The 17155-nt window shown below is 71.2% G+C and carries 11 protein-coding genes; 5 read left to right on the top strand and 6 right to left on the bottom strand.

Features of this window, described 5'->3' with window-relative positions:
* Positions 1–4: 4 nt before the first annotated feature.
* From ABZ154_RS06325 to ABZ154_RS06315, 3 genes are all read right to left on the bottom strand, one after another.
* Positions 5–1243, bottom strand: coding sequence for a branched-chain amino acid ABC transporter substrate-binding protein (locus ABZ154_RS06325; protein ID WP_356829588.1), 1239 nt, complete (start codon positions 1241–1243; stop codon positions 5–7).
* 638 nt (positions 1244–1881) lie between these two features.
* Positions 1882–2352 (bottom strand): hotdog fold thioesterase, encoded by a 471-nt coding sequence (locus ABZ154_RS06320; RefSeq protein WP_356829586.1) that lies wholly within the window; start codon positions 2350–2352, stop codon positions 1882–1884.
* Positions 2353–2441: 89 nt separating this feature from the next.
* A complete protein-coding gene (locus ABZ154_RS06315; protein ID WP_356829585.1) occupies positions 2442–4763 on the bottom strand; it encodes an FdhF/YdeP family oxidoreductase in 2322 nt (773 codons plus the stop codon).
* Positions 4764–4883: 120 nt separating this feature from the next.
* Between ABZ154_RS06315 and polA the strand changes: the two genes are divergently transcribed.
* Entirely contained in the window at positions 4884–7595 is a 2712-nt protein-coding gene (gene polA / locus ABZ154_RS06310) for a DNA polymerase I (protein WP_356829583.1), read from the top strand.
* A gap of 56 nt (positions 7596–7651) precedes the next feature.
* Here polA and ABZ154_RS06305 read toward each other — a convergent pair whose 3' ends face one another.
* Positions 7652–8533: a DUF4184 family protein gene (locus ABZ154_RS06305; protein WP_356829582.1), complete on the bottom strand. Its 882-nt coding sequence runs from the start codon at positions 8531–8533 to the stop codon at positions 7652–7654.
* A 201-nt stretch (positions 8534–8734) separates the two neighbouring features.
* On the opposite strand from ABZ154_RS06305, the gene ABZ154_RS06300 reads away from it, so the two are divergent.
* From ABZ154_RS06300 to ABZ154_RS06290, 3 genes are all read left to right on the top strand, one after another.
* Positions 8735–10522, top strand: coding sequence for a lytic transglycosylase domain-containing protein (locus ABZ154_RS06300; RefSeq protein WP_356829580.1), 1788 nt, complete (start codon positions 8735–8737; stop codon positions 10520–10522).
* Positions 10523–10669: 147 nt separating this feature from the next.
* Entirely contained in the window at positions 10670–10807 is a 138-nt protein-coding gene (locus tag ABZ154_RS06295; RefSeq protein ID WP_356829578.1) for an SPW_0924 family protein, read from the top strand.
* Between the two features lie 26 nt (positions 10808–10833).
* Positions 10834–11814, top strand: a complete 981-nt coding sequence (locus ABZ154_RS06290) for a DUF3068 domain-containing protein (protein WP_356829576.1) — start codon at positions 10834–10836, stop codon at positions 11812–11814.
* Here the strand turns inward: ABZ154_RS06290 and hrpB are convergent.
* Positions 11801–14308, bottom strand: a complete 2508-nt coding sequence (gene hrpB / locus ABZ154_RS06285; protein WP_356829574.1) for an ATP-dependent helicase HrpB — start codon at positions 14306–14308, stop codon at positions 11801–11803. The genes ABZ154_RS06290 and hrpB overlap by 14 nt on opposite strands.
* Before the next feature lie 63 nt (positions 14309–14371).
* On the bottom strand, positions 14372–15202 hold the full coding sequence (locus ABZ154_RS06280; RefSeq protein WP_356829572.1) for a class I SAM-dependent methyltransferase: 831 nt from the start codon (positions 15200–15202) through the stop codon (positions 14372–14374).
* 433 nt (positions 15203–15635) lie between these two features.
* Between ABZ154_RS06280 and rpsA the strand changes: the two genes are divergently transcribed.
* Entirely contained in the window at positions 15636–17150 is a 1515-nt protein-coding gene (gene rpsA / locus ABZ154_RS06275; RefSeq protein WP_031125625.1) for a 30S ribosomal protein S1, read from the top strand.
* Positions 17151–17155 lie beyond the last annotated feature (5 nt).

Here is a 17155-nt window from a genome sequence, read left to right as displayed (position 1 = left end):
GGTGTCAGCTGGTGAGCTCGCCGGACTTGACCGCGGCCCAGGCGCCGTCCTTGTACTCGTAGACGGTGAGCTGCTTGTTGGTGGTGTCACCGAACTCGTCGAAGGAGACCTTGCCGGTCACGCCTTCGAAGTCGACCTTGCCGACGGCCTCGGCGACCTGGGCGCGGGCGTCGCTCGGGAGCTTGCCGTCGTTGGCCTCGACGACGGCCTTGACGGCCTCGATGATCGACCAGGCGGCGTCGTAGGAGTAGCCGCCGTAAGCCTCGAAGGGCTCCTTGTAGCCGGCCTTCTCGTAGTTCGCGACGAAGTCCTTGGCGGAGGGCAGGGTCTCGATCGGAGCGCCGACCGAGGTGGCGAGGTCGCCCACGCCTTCGGCGCCGGAGAGCTTGATGTACTCACCGCTGTAGATGCCGTCGCCGCCGACGAGCGGGATCTTGGCGCCGGCCTTCTTGATCTGCTTGCTCAGCGGGCCTGCCGCGGGGTACTCGCCGCCGTAGTAGACGACGTCGGCGCCGGAGCTCTTGACCTTGGTGGCGACCGAGGAGAAGTCCTTGGTCTCGGGGTCGATGTGCTCGGTGCCGGCGATCTTGCCGCCGAGCTTCTCGAACTCGGCCTTGAAGGTGCCGGCGAGGCCGGCGCCGTAGGTCTTCTTGTCGTCGATGACGAAGACCTTCTTCTTCTTGGCGTCGTTGAAGAGGTACTGCGCCGCGAAGGGGCCCTGGACCGCGTCGGTGGTGGCGGTGCGGAAGTAGGAGGCGAAGGGGCGCTCCTTGGTCCCCTCGTTCCACTTCTGGCCCTGGGTGAGGGAGGGCGAGGTGTTGGCCGGGGAGACCTGGGCGAGCTTGGCGTCGGCCAGGACCTTCTGCATGGACTCGCCGACGGAGGAGTTCAGCGGTCCGACGGTGCCGAGGACCTTCTTGTTGGCGACGAACTTGCTCGCGTTCTGCTGGCCGGACGACGGCTGGGCCTGGTCGTCGAGGGCCTGGATCTCGAAGGTGACGCCTTCGACGTACTTCTTGGCGTTGGCCTGCTTGGCGGCGAGGTCGGCGGAGTTCTTGATGCCGAGGCCGAGGGCGGAGAGGTCGCCGGTGAGCGGGGCGTCGAGGCCGATGACGACGGTCGTGGTGCCACCGTCGCCGTCGCTGCCGCCGCCCTTGCTGTCGTCACGCGATCCGCAGGCGGTGAGGGTGAGTGCTCCGGTGGTGAGCACGGCAGTGAGTATGAGCAAAGAACGGTGTCGCACGAAAAGTCCTTTCCCTGGCGCGGCCTCCTCTGCTTGAGGTGCCGTGTCGGTCGCCGGGCCGTACTGGGGTGGTGCGAGGGGGCTGTGCTGCAGACGTGCCCGGCGGCGCGGTGACTGGCGGTGACTCTAAGCGCAGCTGGGGGCGTCCGGGACGGGTCGGCGACGGATGTGACGCTCTTGTTATGCCGTTGAGCAAGGCTTGAGGTTCCTGGGTGCGGATGTGTGGCTTTGGCACGGAGTGCGGAATGACCACATGCTGAGAACGCGCAGCTCTGCTAAGGGGCTTGGGGTGATCTTGGTGCTGACGCGGGGTGGGGGTGGCGTCGGGCGTGCCGGGGCGCCCCGGGGGCCTCGGGCCGGGTCGGCGGCTGGTTCTCGCATTTCGCGGTTGTTACGCAGTGTTACAACGGCGAAGGTGCGTTCGGGTCCGCTGAGGCCAATGTGGCTGTTGAGTGGCTCATGGAACGTCGTGCGCCGTCAAGGGTGTTGACCGAGTGTGGTGATCGACGCCGTCGGATTTGGTGGGGATATGGTGCTGCCCGGCCGGAACGCGGAGGTGCGATTCCGGCCGGGCAGTGGGCCTTGCGGGGGCGGTACGGGGGTGACGGGGTGTGCTCTCGGGGTTCGGGGTTAGGGGGTCAGCCGGCGTCGGGGCGGGGGGCGTCGCGGAGGAGGCAGGTGAGGCGGGCGGTGCAGACCCGCTTGTCCTGTTCGTCGGTGATGACGATCTCGTACGTGGCGGTCGAGCGGCCGCGGTGTACGGGGGTGGCGACGCCGGTGACGAGGCCGCTGCGGGCGCCTCGGTGGTGGGTGCAGTTCAGGTCGACGCCGACGGCGATCTTGGTCGCGCCGCCGTGCAGCATGGAGCCGATGGAGCCGAGGGTCTCGGCGAGGACGGCGGAGGCGCCGCCGTGCAGGAGGCCGTAGGGCTGGGTGTTGCCTTCCACGGGCATGGTGCCGACGACGCGGTCGGCGGCGGCCTCGACGATGGTCACGCCCATGCGTTCGCCGAGGTGGCCGGCGGAGAAGAGGGCGGGCAGGTCGACGCCGAGTGTCGCGTACTCGTCGATGACTTCCTGCGGGAAGAGGGGTGCGGTGTGCTCGCCCATGGGTCCGGCTCCGATCGTCTGCGCTGGTTCATCGCTGTGTGCACTGTTCTTACCAGACGGCTGAGCGGACGCTTAGGGGGTGGCGGTTCTCAGTGGCTTCGGGGGTTTCCGGAGTCGCCCCGGAGGCTCTCGGATTCGCTTCCGGGGCTCTCGAAGCGGATGACGACCGACTTGCTGGCCGGGGTGTTGCTGGTGTCCGCGGTGGAGTCCAGCGGGACCAGGACGTTGGTCTCGGGGTAGTAGGCGGCGGCGCAGCCGCGGGCGGTGGGGTAGTGGACGACGCGGAAGCCGTCCGCCCGGCGCTCCACGCCGTCCGTCCACTCGCTGACGAGGTCGGTGTAGGAGCCGTCGGTGAGGCCGAGGGCGGCCGCGTCGTCGGGGTTGACCATGACGATGCGGCGGCCGTTCTTGATGCCGCGGTAGCGGTCGTCGAGGCCGTAGATGGTGGTGTTGTACTGGTCGTGGGAGCGCAGGGTCTGCAGCAGGAGTCTGCCTTCGGGGAGTTCGGGGAACTCGACGGGGGCGGCGGTGAAGTTGGCGCGGCCGGTGGCGGTGGGAAAGCGGCGCTCGTCGCGGGGGGCGTGGGGGAGGGTGAAGCCGCCGGGGCGGGCGATGCGGGCGTTGAAGTCCTCGAAGCCGGCGACGACGCGGGAGATGCGGTCGCGGATGGTGGCGTAGTCCTGCTCGAAATCCTCCCACGGCGTACGGGAGTTGGCGCCGAGTACCGCCCGGGCGAGGCGGGCGACGATGGCCGGCTCGGAGAGCAGGTCGGGGCCGGCGGGGGTGAGGTTGCCGCGGGAGGCGTGGACCATGCCCATGGAGTCCTCCACGGTCACGAACTGTTTGCCGCTCGCCTGGACGTCCTTGTCGGTGCGGCCGAGCGTGGGGAGGATCAGCGCGCGGGTGCCGGTGACGGCGTGGGAGCGGTTGAGCTTGGTCGACACGTGGACGGTGAGGCGGGCGCGGCGCATGGCGGCCTCGGTGACGGCGGTGTCGGGGGTGGCGGCGACGAAGTTGCCGCCCATGGCGAAGAAGACCTTGGCCTCGCCGTCGCGCAGGGCCTGGATGGAGCGCACCACGTCCAGGCCGTGGTGGCGGGGCGAGGTGATGCCGAACTCCTTGTCGAGGGCGTCGAGAAAGGCGGGTGCGGGCCGTTCGAAGATGCCCATGGTGCGGTCGCCCTGGACGTTGGAGTGGCCGCGCACGGGGCAGACGCCGGCGCCTGGGCGGCCGATGTTCCCGCGCAGGAGGAGGAAGTTGACGACTTCCCGGATGGTGGCAACGGAGTGCTTGTGCTGGGTGAGGCCCATGGCCCAGCAGACGATGGTGCGCTTCGAGGCGAGGACGAGGGCGAGGGCCTGCTCGATCTCGGCGCGGGTGAGGCCGGTGGCGGTGAGGGTCTCGTCCCAGTCGGCGACTTCGGCGGCCTTGGCGAACTCTTCGTAGCCGTGGGTGTGTTCGGTGACGAACACGGTGTCGACGGCGCCTTCGGTGGCGAGGACCAGCTTGTTGAGGAGGCGGAAGAGTGCCTGGTCGCCGCCGATGCGGATCTGGAGGAAGAGGTCGTTGAGCGCTGTGCCCTTGAGCATGCCGTGCGGCGTCTGCGGGTTCTTGAACCGCTCCATGCCGGCTTCGGGGAGCGGGTTCACCGAGATGATCTTCGCTCCGGAGTTCTTCGCCTTCTCCAGGGCGGAGAGCATCCGGGGGTGGTTGGTGCCGGGATTCTGCCCGGCGACGATGATCAGGTCGGCCTGGTGGATGTCCTCCAGGGAGACGCTGCCCTTGCCGATGCCGATGGTCTCGTTGAGCGCCGAACCGGACGACTCGTGGCACATGTTGGAGCAGTCGGGCAGGTTGTTGGTGCCGAACTCACGGGCGAAGAGCTGGAGGAGGAACGCGGCCTCGTTGCTGGTGCGCCCGGAGGTGTAGAAGAGGGCCTCGTCGGGGGAGTCGAGCGCGGTCAGCTCCTCGGCGATGATCGCGAAGGCGCGCTCCCAGGTGATCGCCTCGTACCGGTCGGCGCCTTCGGGGAGGTACACCGGCTGGGTGATCCGGCCCTGCTGGCCCAGCCAGTAGCCGCTGCGCCCGGCGAGGTCGGCGAGGGGGTGGGCGGCGAAGAAGTCGGGGGTGACGCGGCGCAGCGTCGCCTCCTCGGCGACGGCCTTCGCCCCGTTCTCGCAGAATTCGGCGGTGTGCCGCTTCTCGCCCTCGGGCCAGGCGCAGCCGGGGCAGTCGAAGCCGTCCTTCTGGTTGACCTTGAGGAGGGTCCGCGCGGTGCGGCGCACGCCCATCTGCTGCCTCGCGATGCGCAGGGAATGGGCGACGGCGGGCAGCCCGGCGGCGGCGTGCGGGGCCGCTTCGACCTGCGGGGCGTCCTGGACCGGGTCACCGGTCGGCGGCTTGCTGGCCATGATGCTGCTCCCCTTCGAGCGCTGTGTCCGCGTGCTGTGTGTCCTCACCATCGATCCTGTCACGGCTGCGCAAGGCCGTGCCGGTCCGGATTGTCAGTGGGCCGTGGCAGGATCGGGGGCGTGGCTGAGACGGCATCGAAGAAGACGGCAGACAACCGACCGCGCCTGCTCCTCATGGACGGGCACTCCCTGGCGTACCGGGCGTTCTTCGCCCTGCCCGCGGAGAATTTCACGACGGCGGTGGGGCAGCCGACGAATGCCGTGTACGGCTTCATGTCGATGCTGGCGAACACCCTGCGTGATGAGGCGCCCACGCACTTCGCGGTGGCGTTCGACGTGTCCCGCAAGACGTGGCGTGCGCAGGAGTTCCCGGAGTACAAGGCGAACCGCTCCAAGACCCCCGACGAGTTCAAGGGGCAGGTCGAGCTGATCGGCGAGCTGCTGGACGCGATGCGCGCGGACCGGTTCGCGGTGGACGGGTTCGAGGCGGACGACGTCATCGCGACGCTGGCGACCCAGGCCGAGGCGGCCGGGTTCGAGGTGCTGATCGTCACCGGCGACCGGGACTCCTTCCAGCTGATCACGGAGAACGTGACCGTGCTGTACCCCACGAAGGGGGTCTCCGAGCTGACCCGGTTCACCCCGGAGAAGGTCGTCGAGAAGTACGGGCTCACCCCGCAGCAGTATCCGGACTTCGCCGCCCTGCGCGGCGACCCGTCGGACAACCTGCCGGGCATTCCGGGTGTCGGTGAGAAGACGGCCGCGAAGTGGATCAACCAGTTCGGTTCGTTCGCCGATCTGGTGGAGCGGGCCGACGAGGTCAAGGGCAAGGCCGGGCAGAATTTCCGCGACCACCTGGACGCGGTGAAGATGAACCGCGTGCTGACCGAGATGGTCCGTGACGTGGAGCTCCCGAAGTCCCCGGCCGAGCTGGAGCGCGCCCCGTACGACCGCACGGCGGTCACCGGCGTCCTGGACATACTGGAGATCCGTAACCCGAGCCTGCGCGAGCGACTCCTCGCCGTCGACCCGGGTGCGGCGGAGGCCGAGCCGCCCGCGCCGGCGGCCGGTATCGAGCTGGACGGGGTCGTGCTCGGCTCGGGCGAGGTAGCTCCGTGGCTGGAGGCGCACGGTGCGCAGCCGCTCGGCGTCATGACCGTGGACACCTGGTCGCTGGGCGCCGGCACGGTCACCGAGGTCGCGCTCGCCGCCGCCGACGGGGCAGCGGCCTGGCTGGACCCGACGCAGCTGGAGGAGGCCGACGAGCGGGCGTTCGCCGCGTGGGTGGCGGACCCGGAGCGGCCGAAGGTGCTGCACAACGCGAAGAACGTGATGCGGGTCTTCCCGGAGCACGGCTGGCAGCTCGAAGGCGTCGCGATGGACACCGCGCTCGCCGCGTATCTGGTGAAGCCGGGGCGCCGCTCCTTCGCCCTGGACGCGCTGGCCGTGGAGTACCTGGGCCGGGAGCTGGCGCCGGCCGCCTCCTCGGACGGGCAGCTGGCCTTCGGCGCTGACGACCGGGCCGAGGCGGACGCCCTGATGGCGCAGGCCCGCGCCGTGCTGGACCTGGGCGACGCGTTCACGACCCGCCTGAAGGAGGTCAACGCCACCGAGCTGCTCCACGACATGGAGTTGCCGACGTCGATCCTCCTGGCCCGTCTGGAGCGGCACGGGATCGGGGCGGACCGGTCCCATCTGGAGGGCATGGAGCAGCAGTTCGCCGGGACCGTGCAGCAGGCGGTGAAGGAGGCGCACGCGGCGGTGGGCCGGGAATTCAACCTCGGTTCGCCCAAGCAGCTCCAGGAGATCCTCTTCGGTGAGCTGGGCCTTCCGAAGACGAAGAAGACGAAGACCGGATACACCACGGACGCGGACGCGCTGGCCTGGCTGGCCGCGCAGACCGAGCACGAGCTGCCGGTCCTGATGCTGCGCCACCGCGAGCAGGCCAAGCTCCGCGTCACGGTCGAGGGCCTGATCAAGACGATCGCCGCCGACGGCCGCATCCACACCACGTTCAACCAGACGGTGGCGGCGACCGGCCGGCTCTCCTCCACCGACCCCAACCTGCAGAACATCCCCGTCCGCACCGACGAGGGCCGGGCGATCCGCCGGGGTTTCGTCGTCGGCGAGGGATTCGAGACGCTGATGACGGCGGACTACAGCCAGATCGAGCTGCGGGTGATGGCCCACCTCTCCGAGGACGCCGGTCTCATCCAGGCGTTCACCTCCGGCGAGGACCTGCACACCACGGTCGCCTCGCAGGTCTTCGGCGTCGAGAAGGACGCTGTCGACCCGGAGATGCGCCGCAAGATCAAGGCCATGTCGTACGGACTGGCCTACGGTCTCTCCGCGTTCGGCCTCTCCCAGCAGCTGAACATCGACCCGGCCGAGGCGCGGGTGCTGATGGACACCTACTTCGAGCGGTTCGGCGGGGTACGGGACTATCTCCGCCGGGTCGTCGAGGAGGCGCGGGCCACCGGTTACACGGAGACGATCCTCGGCCGCCGCCGCTACCTCCCCGACCTGAACAGCGACAACCGCCAGCGCCGCGAGGCCGCCGAGCGGATGGCGCTCAACGCCCCGATCCAGGGAACTGCCGCGGACATCGTGAAGGTGGCGATGCTGCGGGTGGACCGGGCGCTGCGGGAGGCGGAGCTGACCTCGCGGATGCTGCTCCAGGTCCACGACGAAATCGTGCTGGAGATCGCGAGGGGCGAGCGGAAGCAGGTGGAGCAGATCCTGCGCCGCGAGATGGCGGGCGCGGTCGAGCTGCGCGCCCCGCTGGACGTCTCGGTCGGCGTCGGCAAGGACTGGGAGTCGGCGGCCCACTGAGCCAGGGAACGCCGAAGGGCCCGGAACCGCCACGGTTCCGGGCCCTTTCCGTTCCTCTACTTCCGGCCGGCAGGCGCTTCGGCAGGGGACCGGTCCGCCAAGGGCACCTGCCCCGGGCCGCCGTCCTCCGTCGGCCGCGGCTTCCGCAGCAGCCGCATCCACACCCCGTACAGCAACAGCCCCGCGCCCAGCCCGGCGCCCGCGCCGAAGCAGGCGGTCGGGATGATGTCGAGCGGGTTCTCGATGCGCCCGAAGTGGGCGTACCAGCGCACGCACCGGTGGGCGATGCCCAGCACCACACAGCCGGCCAGCAGCCCGAGCGCGCCCCACCGTTCGCCCCGGCCGAGTGCCGGGAGCGCCTGTGGCACCGGGGCCTCGGCGGTCCGCCGCAGCCCGGTGGCGACGAACCAGACCAGCACGGTGAGGGCCAACGCCGAGCTGCCGTACTGCGCGAACTGGTAGAGCGGGAAGCCTCCGACGCTCCGGTTCAGGAAGGGCAGCAGCTCCGTCCCCCACCGGCTGTGATGGGTGAACGCGTCCCACACCACGTGCGTGGCCGCCCCGAGTGCGGCGGACCGTACGAACCACAGCCAGGCGGACGGCCCGAACGACTGCCGGGTCCACCGCTCTCCCCGTACGAAGGTGTGGACGCGGCCCCGTAGGCGTACCGGTAGCAGCGCCACCAGCGGTTCGCGCAGCGCCGCCCACACCGCCACCAGCACGGCGGCGATCAGCACGTTCACGGTGACCACGCCGAGGAAGGTGTGTGTGAAGTCGCCGAACTTCATGGCCCCGGGGATCACCGTGTCCGCGAAGTACGTGACGTCGGGCGCGAACGAACCGGCGATGAGGGCCGAGGGGAACAGCTTCCAGCGGGCGGTCCCGTTCCGGCGGACGGCCGGGAGCACGGCGGCGGCATGGCTGAGGGTGAACGGCATGGCGGCAAGTATGCGGGAACGTCCGGCACCGCACGTCAGGGCACCCTCCGTTGCCCGCCCGGACAACGTGTGTGCAGGAACGTGAAAAAACAGTAAGAAGCGGTCAGGGTACGGTGCCTGGGCACCACGGGGTGCCGTAGGGTCGCTTGAGTCCTGCGCTGGGGAGCGCGAGCAGCCTTCGAGGGGGAGGGACCGGAACGTATGGCAGCGCACATTCGCCGACGGCTGCGCAAGGGGGCCACGACCACCGCGGTGGCGGCGGCCGCCGTGGCGGCGCTCGCGGCGTCCCAGGCACCCGCGGCCCCGCTGGCCGAAGGGTCCACGGGCGGCGACCAGCAGGCCGCCGGCGGTGAGACGGGCGGCCCGGAGGACGGTGCCGCCACGGGCAACTCGCCCTACTACACCGACCTTCCGCCCCTCGTCACGCCCGGCAGACCCGGTTCGTCCAGCAATCTCCCGGCCGCCACCGGAAGTGCCGAAGCGGGCATACCGGCCTCCATCCTGGCCGCGTACAAGCAGGCCGAGCGGACCGTCGCCAGCACCGACCCGGCCTGCCGGCTGCCCTGGCAACTCCTCGCGGCGATCGGCAAGGTCGAGTCCGGCCAGGCTCGCGGCGGCCAGGTCGACGCGAACGGCACCACCCCCACCCCGATCCTCGGCCCGGCCCTCAACGGTCAGGGCTTCGCGCTGATCAAGGACACCGACGGCGGGGCGTACGACGGCGATGCCGTCCACGACCGTGCGGTCGGCCCGATGCAGTTCATCCCGTCCACCTGGGCCACCTGGGGCCAGGACGCGAACGGTGACGGCCGCAAGGACCCCAACAACATCTACGACGCGGCGCTCGCCGCCGGCCGCTACCTCTGCGCGGGCGGCCGGAACCTCGCCGTCGCCGCCGATCTCGACCGGGCGGTGCTGAGCTACAACCAGTCGACGGAGTACCTGCGTACGGTCCGCTCCTGGTTCGCGTACTACCAGCGCGGCACGCACGAGGTGCCCGACGGCAGCGGAGTCCTCCCCACCGCTCCCAGCACCCCGTCGCCGAGCCCTGGCCCCCGCCCCGGCGGGACCACGAGCCCGCGCCCCGGCGGGACGACGAGCCCCACCCCCGGCGGGACGACGAGCCCGACGCCCACCCCGCCTCCCTCCAAGCCCGGCGGTACGAAGCCGGGCCCGGGCCCCTCGAAGCCCGGCGACGGCACCACCAGCCCGACCCCCACACCGCCTCCCACGCCGACACCGCCCCCGAAGCCGTCCCCGTCCCCGGCCGAGACCTTCGGCTCCCTGGAGAACGCGGGCACCGGGCCGCTCACCGCCACCGCGGGCGGGACGTTCGACGAGCGGGTCTCCGTACGCGCCCGGAACGCCCTCGGCGCGCCGATGGCCGAGGTGCCCGTCACCTTCACCGTCACCGGGACCACCGGCACCCTTTTCGACGGCGGCAAGAAGACGGTCACGGTCATCAGCAAGGCCGACGGCACCGCCACCGCACCCGCGCTCAAGGCGGGCGAGAAGACCGGCGAGTTCACCGTGACCGCCACCGCGGGCACCACCCGGCCGCGCACCCTCACCTATGCGGCGAGCGTCACCGCCCGCCAGGCCGACGCGATCGTCCGGACCGGTGACAAGGAGCTCGTCGCCGCGCCCGGCGAGAAGTTCGCGGACGCCGTCACCGTCAAGGCCACGTACAAGGGCGCTGCCGCCGCCGGAGTGGCCGTCACCGCCACCATGGTCAAGGACAGCCTGGGGCTCCTGGACAACGACAGGGGGCCGTACTTCGAGGACGCGGCCGGACAGCCGCTGCGCACCCTGGACCTCACGACGGACGCCGACGGCCTGCTCCAGCTCCCGGAGATCTTCGCCGACGAGAACCCGGGCAGGTACAAACTGCGGCTCACGACCGAGGGCGGCGCCTCGGTCGTCATCGAGCTCACCGTCCAGGCCCCGGAGGAGACGGCCCCGGAGGAGACCGAAACCCCCGAAGCCTGACCCACCGCTCCACCGCTCCACCGCTCCACGAACAGCCCCCGTGCCCACCCGGCACGGGGGCTGCCGTCCGTGTTCTCATCTCGCGTCCCGGTTGCTACGGTGCCCCACCCCTGACGAGCCGTCAGTCCCCGTCCCGGGAGGTCGAGCATGCGTGCCCTCGTCGCCGCCGCCATCGGTCTGGCCGCCGCCCTCGCGCTCGTGTCCACCATCTCCGCCGTCGGCTCCCCGCCGGGCGAGACCTCGCCGAAACCCCTGCTCACCACCGTCCCGGGCCCCAAGAGGTAATACCGCAGAGGGAGAGGTCCACCACCATGCGCCGCCGAGCCGGTCTCGTACTCCTGGCCTTCGCCGTGTTCTTCGCCGCCCTGTCGCCGCTGCTGCGCTGGTACGCCTTCCCCCGCCTGGCCAAGGTCCCGCCGAACCAGTACCAGGAGGTCGTCCTGGAGGCGAAGCCCGCCACCCTTCTCGACTACACGACCCTCAAGGCGAAGGAGGTCGAGAAGGTCACCATCGTCCAGACGCTCAAGGGCAACGTGGAGGAATCGGAGAAGATCGAACGCAGCGCCGGCCGGGACGTCGTCGTCTGGGACGCGCTCTCCTACATCGAGGGCCCCGACGGCAAGATGGTCTCCGAGATCCCCGAGCGCTACATCTTCGACGCCCACACCCAGGCCCCCGTCAACGCCACCGGGGAGATGGTCGACGGCGACCCGGTCCGCCGCGAGGGCATCGAGTTCAAGTGGCCCTTCCTCACGGAGAAGCGGGACTACGCCTATTTCGACGCCCAGAGTCGCACCACCGCGCCCATCCACTACAAAGGAACCCGCACCTTCCGCGGCCTGGAGGTCTACTACTTCGAGCAGACCATTCCGTGGACCAAGGTCCCGATGCCGAAGAAGATGCCCATCGAGGGCGTCACCGCCGAGCAGATCGCGCAGACGGGCATGACCCGCTGGTACACCACCCAGCGCATGTTCTGGGTCGACCCGGTCACCGGGGCTCCGGTCAACGGCGAGGAGATCCACGAGGAGGAGCTCCGGAACGCGAAGAAGATGGGAATGTCCGAGGACACCGTCACCGCGTTCTCCGGGCATGTGAAGATGCGCGAGGACTACATCGCGGACACCGTCGAGCTGGTGAAGTCCCAGCGCGTCCTGGTCCTCCTGCTCACCTCGTACCTGCCCTGGGGCTTTCCGGTCCTCGGCATCGGACTGCTCGCGCTCGCGCTGTGGCTGGAGGCGAGGTCGCGCCGGCCGGAGGGAGCGCCTCCGCAGAGCCCTACGAGCGTCTGAGCCTGGCCGAGGTATACCGCGTCGCCTGTACGGTCGTGGGGTCCTCCGGCCACGGGTGCTTCGGGTAGCGGCCGCGCAGCTCCGCCCGTACGGCCTTGTAGCCGTCCTGCCAGAACGACGCCAGGTCCGCCGTGACAGCGGCGGGCCGGCCGGCGGGGGAGAGGAGGTGGACCAGGACCGGCACCCCGGCCACCCGGGGCGTCTCGCTCAGCCCGAACAGCTCCTGGAGCTTCACCGCCAGTACGGGCTGCTCGCCGCCGTACTCGACCCGGATACGGGAGCCGCTCGGCACCTCGATCCGCTCCGGCGCCAGCTCGTCCAGCCGCACCGCCTCACCCGTCGCCCACGGCAGCAGCCGGCGCAGCGCCTGGCCCGCGTCGATCCGGCCCAGGTCGGAGCGGCGCCTGGCCCGTGACAGCTCCGGCTCCAGCCACGCCCCGGTCTCCGCCAGCAGCGCCTCGTCCGACACATCGGGCCACGGCGCGCCCAGCACCCGGTGCAGGAACGCCAGGCGCAGCCGGAACTGCTCACTGTCCCGGGTCCACCGCAGCAGCCCGAGACCTTCCCGCCCGAGCCCCTCCACCAGGGCCCCGCGCACCAAGTGCGGATCCGGCTGCTTCAGCGGCCGCACCGCCAGCTCCACCGCCCCCACCCGGTCCACCGACCGGGCCACCACCTCGCCGTCCACCCAGCGGACCTCCTCGCCCCGCACCCGCAGATGCCCGGCGGCCAGGAGCGCCGTGGCCTCGTCGACCACCGCCGCCAGCCGCACCCGGGCCGAGGCCGCGTGGGAGGGCCGGTCCGCGACGGCGACGGCCAGCCAGGGCGCGCTGCGCAGCCGCGAACCGTCCCGCAGCTCAGCGCCCGTCCCCGACACCATGAGGAAGGCCCCGTCGCCCCGGGTCCGCGCCACCCGCTCCGGGAAGGCCAGCGCGGCGACGAGCCCCACGACGGCGTCGTCGGAACCACCGCCTGCGGCGCCACCGGACGCGGAGCCCAGGGACGACGACAGCCGCCGCACCTCCTGCTTCCAGCGCCCCGCGTACCCGTCCTGCCCCCGGCGGGCGGTCCGCAGCGCCGCCGCGAGATCGTCCCCGTACTCCCTCGGCGGCTCTTCACTCAGCAGCGCCACCACCTCCGCGGCCCGCCGGGCCCCGGCCTCCCGGGCGCCGTCCAGCAGGGCGCGGGCGAGCCGGGGGTGCAGCCCGAGGCGGGACATCCGTACGCCCCGGTCGGTGACCCGGCCCTGCGCGTCCACCGCGCCGATCGCCTCCAGCACCTCGCGGGCGGCGCCCATGGCCCCGGCGGGCGGCGGGTCCAGCAGGGCGAGCGAGGAGGCGCCCGGGTCGCCCCAGCACGCCGCCTGGAGCGCGAACGCGGCGAGGTCGGCCACCTTGATCTCGGGTGAGGGGAAGCGCGCGAGCCGCCCGTCCTCGGCCTGCTCCCAGCACCGGTACACCGCCCCCGGCGCCTCCCGCCCCGCCCGGCCCGCACGCTGCCGGCCCGCCGCCTGCGAGGCCCGTACGGTGGTCAGGGCGCTCAGGCCCCGGGCGTGGTCGGTACGCGGTTCCCGGGCCAGGCCCGAGTCGACGACGACCCGCACACCCGGCACCGTCAGGGACGACTCCGCCACCGAGGTCGCCAGGACCACCCGCCGCCCCTCGGAGGAACCGGCGAGCACCGCGTCCTGCACGGCGGCCGGGGCGCGCCCGTGGACCTGGAGCACCTCGGCGGCCACCCCGGCGAGCTGGCCGGCCACCCGCGCGATCTCCCCGACACCGGGCAGGAAGCAGAGCACGTCCCCCTCCCGCTCCGCGAGGGCCCGCCGCACGGTCGCGGCCACATGCGTCAGCAGCGCCGGATCGACGCGCATCCCGTGCGGCGGCTTCACCGGCCGGGCGGGTGGCGCCCAGACGACCTCCACCGGATGCGACACGCCCTGCGCCTCGATCACCGGTGCGTCGCCCAGCAGCCGGGCCCACCCCTGCGCGTCCGTCGTGGCGGACGCCGCCACCAGCCGCAGATCGGGCCGGATCGCCTCCCGTACGTCCAGGAGGAAGGCGGCCACCGTGTCCGCGTCCAGGTGGCGCTCGTGGCACTCGTCGATGATCACCACGTCGACCCCGGCCAGCTCCTGGTCGCGCTGGAGCCGCTGGAGCAGCACCCCGGTGGTCACGACCTCCACCACGGTGTCCAGCCCCACCACGCGCTCCCCGCGCACGGTGAAGCCGACCCGCCCGCCCGGCTGCTCACCCAGCAGCCAGGCCATCCGCCGTGCCGCCGCCCGTGCGGCGATCCGGCGCGGCTCGGCGACCACGACCCGGCGCACCGGCCCGTTCCCGGTCAGCCCGGCCAGGACGAGCGGGACGAGCGTCGTCTTGCCGGTGCCGGGCGGGGCGCACAGGACGGCGACGCCCCGGTCGTCGAGCGCGCGCTCCAACGCGGGGACGGCGGTACGGACGGGGAGACGGTCCAGGGCTTCGGTGCGGATCACGCCCCCAGTGTCGTACGGGCGCTCCCCGCGCGGGACCGGCAGGCCCGGCCGGTCAGCCGGGGCTCAGTCCCGCTCGCACACGAAGATCGCCGTCCCCGGAATCAGGTTGCCGCGCAGTGGGGACCAGCCCCCCCATTCCTGGTTGTTCCAGGTCGGCCATTCCGGTTCGACGAGATCGACCAGCCGGAACCCGCCCGCCACCACGTCCCGGACCCGGTCACCGAGCGTGCGGTGGTGTTCCACATAGACGGCGTTGCCCTGCTCGTCCTGCTCCACATAGGGGACGCGGTCGAAGTAGGAGGCGGCGACGGAGAGGCCCTCGGGCCCCGGCTCGTCGGGGAACGCCCAGCGGATCGGGTGCGTCACGGAGAAGACCCAGCGACCGCCGGGCCGCAGCACCCGGCGGACCTCGCGGAAGACCTGCACGGGGTCGGCGACGAAGGGCACCGCCCCGTACGCGGAGCACGCCAGGTCGAAGGAGGCGCCCCGGAAGGGGAGCCGGCCCGCGTCCGCCTCGACGAGCGGGAGGCCCTCGCCGATGCGCAGGGCGTGCTGGAGCTGGCGGTGGGAGAGGTCGAGGGCCACCGGTCGGGCGCCCTGCGCGGCCAGCCAGCGTGAGCACTGTGCGGCCCCGGCGCCGATCTCCAGGACGTCGAGGCCCTTGAGGGAGGCGGCGGGCCCCAGCAGGGCGGCCTCCGCCTCGTCGAGCCCCTCGGGGCCCCAGACGAAGCGGTCGTCCCCCAGGAAGCCGCCGTGATCGCTCTGGTACTCGTCGGCGTTCCGGTCCCACCACCCGCGGCTGGCCCGGCTGCTCTCGGCCTCGTCCGCCGCGCGGCGGGTGGCCTCGGGCTCCGCCGGTTCGTCGGAGTGGGTTCCGTGGATCTCTTGGCTCATCGTGCCCGTCGTTGTAGTTTGCCTTCACTCGCCGCGCGCGGTACGTACCAGAGGTGGTACCGGGTACGGACGCGTGTGCGCGACGCCTTGCCGCACTGCCGTATCGTGTTCGGGCCGATCGGCCCGAACACGCCTCGGAGAACAGGAGTTGCTCCGGTGCAGGGCCGTTACGGGGCCTTCGTGTCCCCGGTCTGCGCCTGTGCGCATTGACCCTGTCCGGCTGCCCCCGTATGCTACAAGTTGCGCTGCGAGCCTGCGCGCCTCAGACCTAGCAGGCCGCGCTCGCGTCTGTTGCATGTCCCCTCGGTTGTCGAGGCGTCTCTCCGGAAACGGATTGCGCGCTTTCCAGGCTGTCCGGCTTCTGCAGAGGCGATACGGGCTTTCGGCGTAGCAGTACCTACGACTCTCTGTCCGTACCGGAGCCCTTTCCCACATGACGAGCAGCACCGAGACCACCGCCACCACTCCGCAGGTTGCGGTCAACGACATCGGCGACGCGGACGCGTTCCTCGCGGCGATCGACGAGACGATCAAGTACTTCAACGACGGCGACATCGTTGACGGTGTCATCGTCAAGGTTGACCGGGACGAAGTTCTCCTCGACATCGGTTACAAGACCGAAGGCGTCATCCCGAGCCGCGAGCTCTCGATCAAGCACGACGTCGACCCGAACGAGGTCGTCAAGGTCGGCGACGAGATCGAGGCCCTTGTCCTCCAGAAGGAGGACAAGGAAGGCCGCCTGATCCTCTCGAAGAAGCGCGCTCAGTACGAGCGTGCCTGGGGCACCATCGAGAAGATCAAGGAAGAAGACGGCATCGTCACCGGTACCGTCATCGAGGTCGTCAAGGGTGGTCTCATCCTCGACATCGGCCTCCGTGGCTTCCTCCCGGCGTCGCTCGTCGAGATGCGTCGTGTCCGCGACCTCCAGCCCTACGTGGGCAAGGAGCTCGAGGCGAAGATCATCGAGCTGGACAAGAACCGCAACAACGTGGTCCTGTCCCGCCGCGCCTGGCTCGAGCAGACCCAGTCCGAGGTTCGCCAGACGTTCCTCACCACCCTGCAGAAGGGTCAGGTCCGCTCCGGCGTCGTCTCCTCGATCGTCAACTTCGGTGCCTTCGTGGACCTGGGTGGCGTCGACGGTCTCGTGCACGTCTCCGAGCTCTCCTGGAAGCACATCGACCACCCCTCCGAGGTTGTCGAGGTCGGCCAGGAGGTCACCGTCGAGGTCCTCGACGTCGACATGGACCGCGAGCGCGTCTCCCTGTCGCTCAAGGCGACCCAGGAAGACCCGTGGCAGCAGTTCGCCCGGACGCACCAGATCGGTCAGGTCGTCCCGGGTAAGGTCACGAAGCTCGTTCCGTTCGGCGCGTTCGTCCGCGTCGACGAGGGCATCGAGGGTCTGGTCCACATCTCCGAGCTGGCCGAGCGCCACGTGGAGATCCCGGAGCAGGTCGTCCAGGTCAACGACGAGATCTTCGTCAAGGTCATCGACATCGACCTCGAGCGCCGCCGCATCAGCCTCTCGCTGAAGCAGGCCAACGAGTCCTTCGGTGGCGACCCGGCCTCGGTCGAGTTCGACCCGACGCTGTACGGCATGGCCGCGTCGTACGACGACCAGGGCAACTACATCTACCCCGAGGGCTTCGACCCCGAGACCAACGACTGGCTCGAGGGCTTCGAGGCGCAGCGCGAGGTCTGGGAGACCCAGTACGCCGAGGCGCAGACGCGCTTCGAGCAGCACCAGGCCCAGGTCATCAAGTCCCGCGAGGCCGACGAGGCTGCTGCTGCCGAGGGCGCTGCCGCCCCGGCCGGCGCTGCTCCGGCCGCCTCCGGCGGCAGCGGTGGCGGCGGCTCGTACTCCTCGGAGTCTGCGGACAACTCCGGCGCCCTCGCGTCGGACGAGGCCCTGGCTGCCCTGCGCGAGAAGCTGGCGGGCGGCCAGAGCTGACGCTC

The sequence above is a fragment of the Streptomyces sp. NPDC006261 genome (genome assembly GCF_040613515.1).
Lineage (GTDB): Bacteria > Actinomycetota > Actinomycetes > Streptomycetales > Streptomycetaceae > Streptomyces.
This window is presented reverse-complemented; position numbering and strand designations above follow the sequence as displayed.

Coding starts and splice junctions, on each gene's coding strand:
- ABZ154_RS06320 (WP_356829586.1), bottom strand. CDS start 2,352: ATGGGCGAGCACACCGCACCCCTCTTCCCGCAGGAAGTCATCGACGAG.
- ABZ154_RS06315 (WP_356829585.1), bottom strand. CDS start 4,763: ATGGCCAGCAAGCCGCCGACCGGTGACCCGGTCCAGGACGCCCCGCAG.
- ABZ154_RS06305 (WP_356829582.1), bottom strand. CDS start 8,533: ATGCCGTTCACCCTCAGCCATGCCGCCGCCGTGCTCCCGGCCGTCCGC.
- ABZ154_RS06300 (WP_356829580.1), top strand. CDS start 8,735: ATGGCAGCGCACATTCGCCGACGGCTGCGCAAGGGGGCCACGACCACC.
- ABZ154_RS06295 (WP_356829578.1), top strand. CDS start 10,670: ATGCGTGCCCTCGTCGCCGCCGCCATCGGTCTGGCCGCCGCCCTCGCG.
- ABZ154_RS06290 (WP_356829576.1), top strand. CDS start 10,834: ATGCGCCGCCGAGCCGGTCTCGTACTCCTGGCCTTCGCCGTGTTCTTC.
- ABZ154_RS06280 (WP_356829572.1), bottom strand. CDS start 15,202: ATGAGCCAAGAGATCCACGGAACCCACTCCGACGAACCGGCGGAGCCC.
- rpsA (WP_031125625.1), top strand. CDS start 15,636: ATGACGAGCAGCACCGAGACCACCGCCACCACTCCGCAGGTTGCGGTC.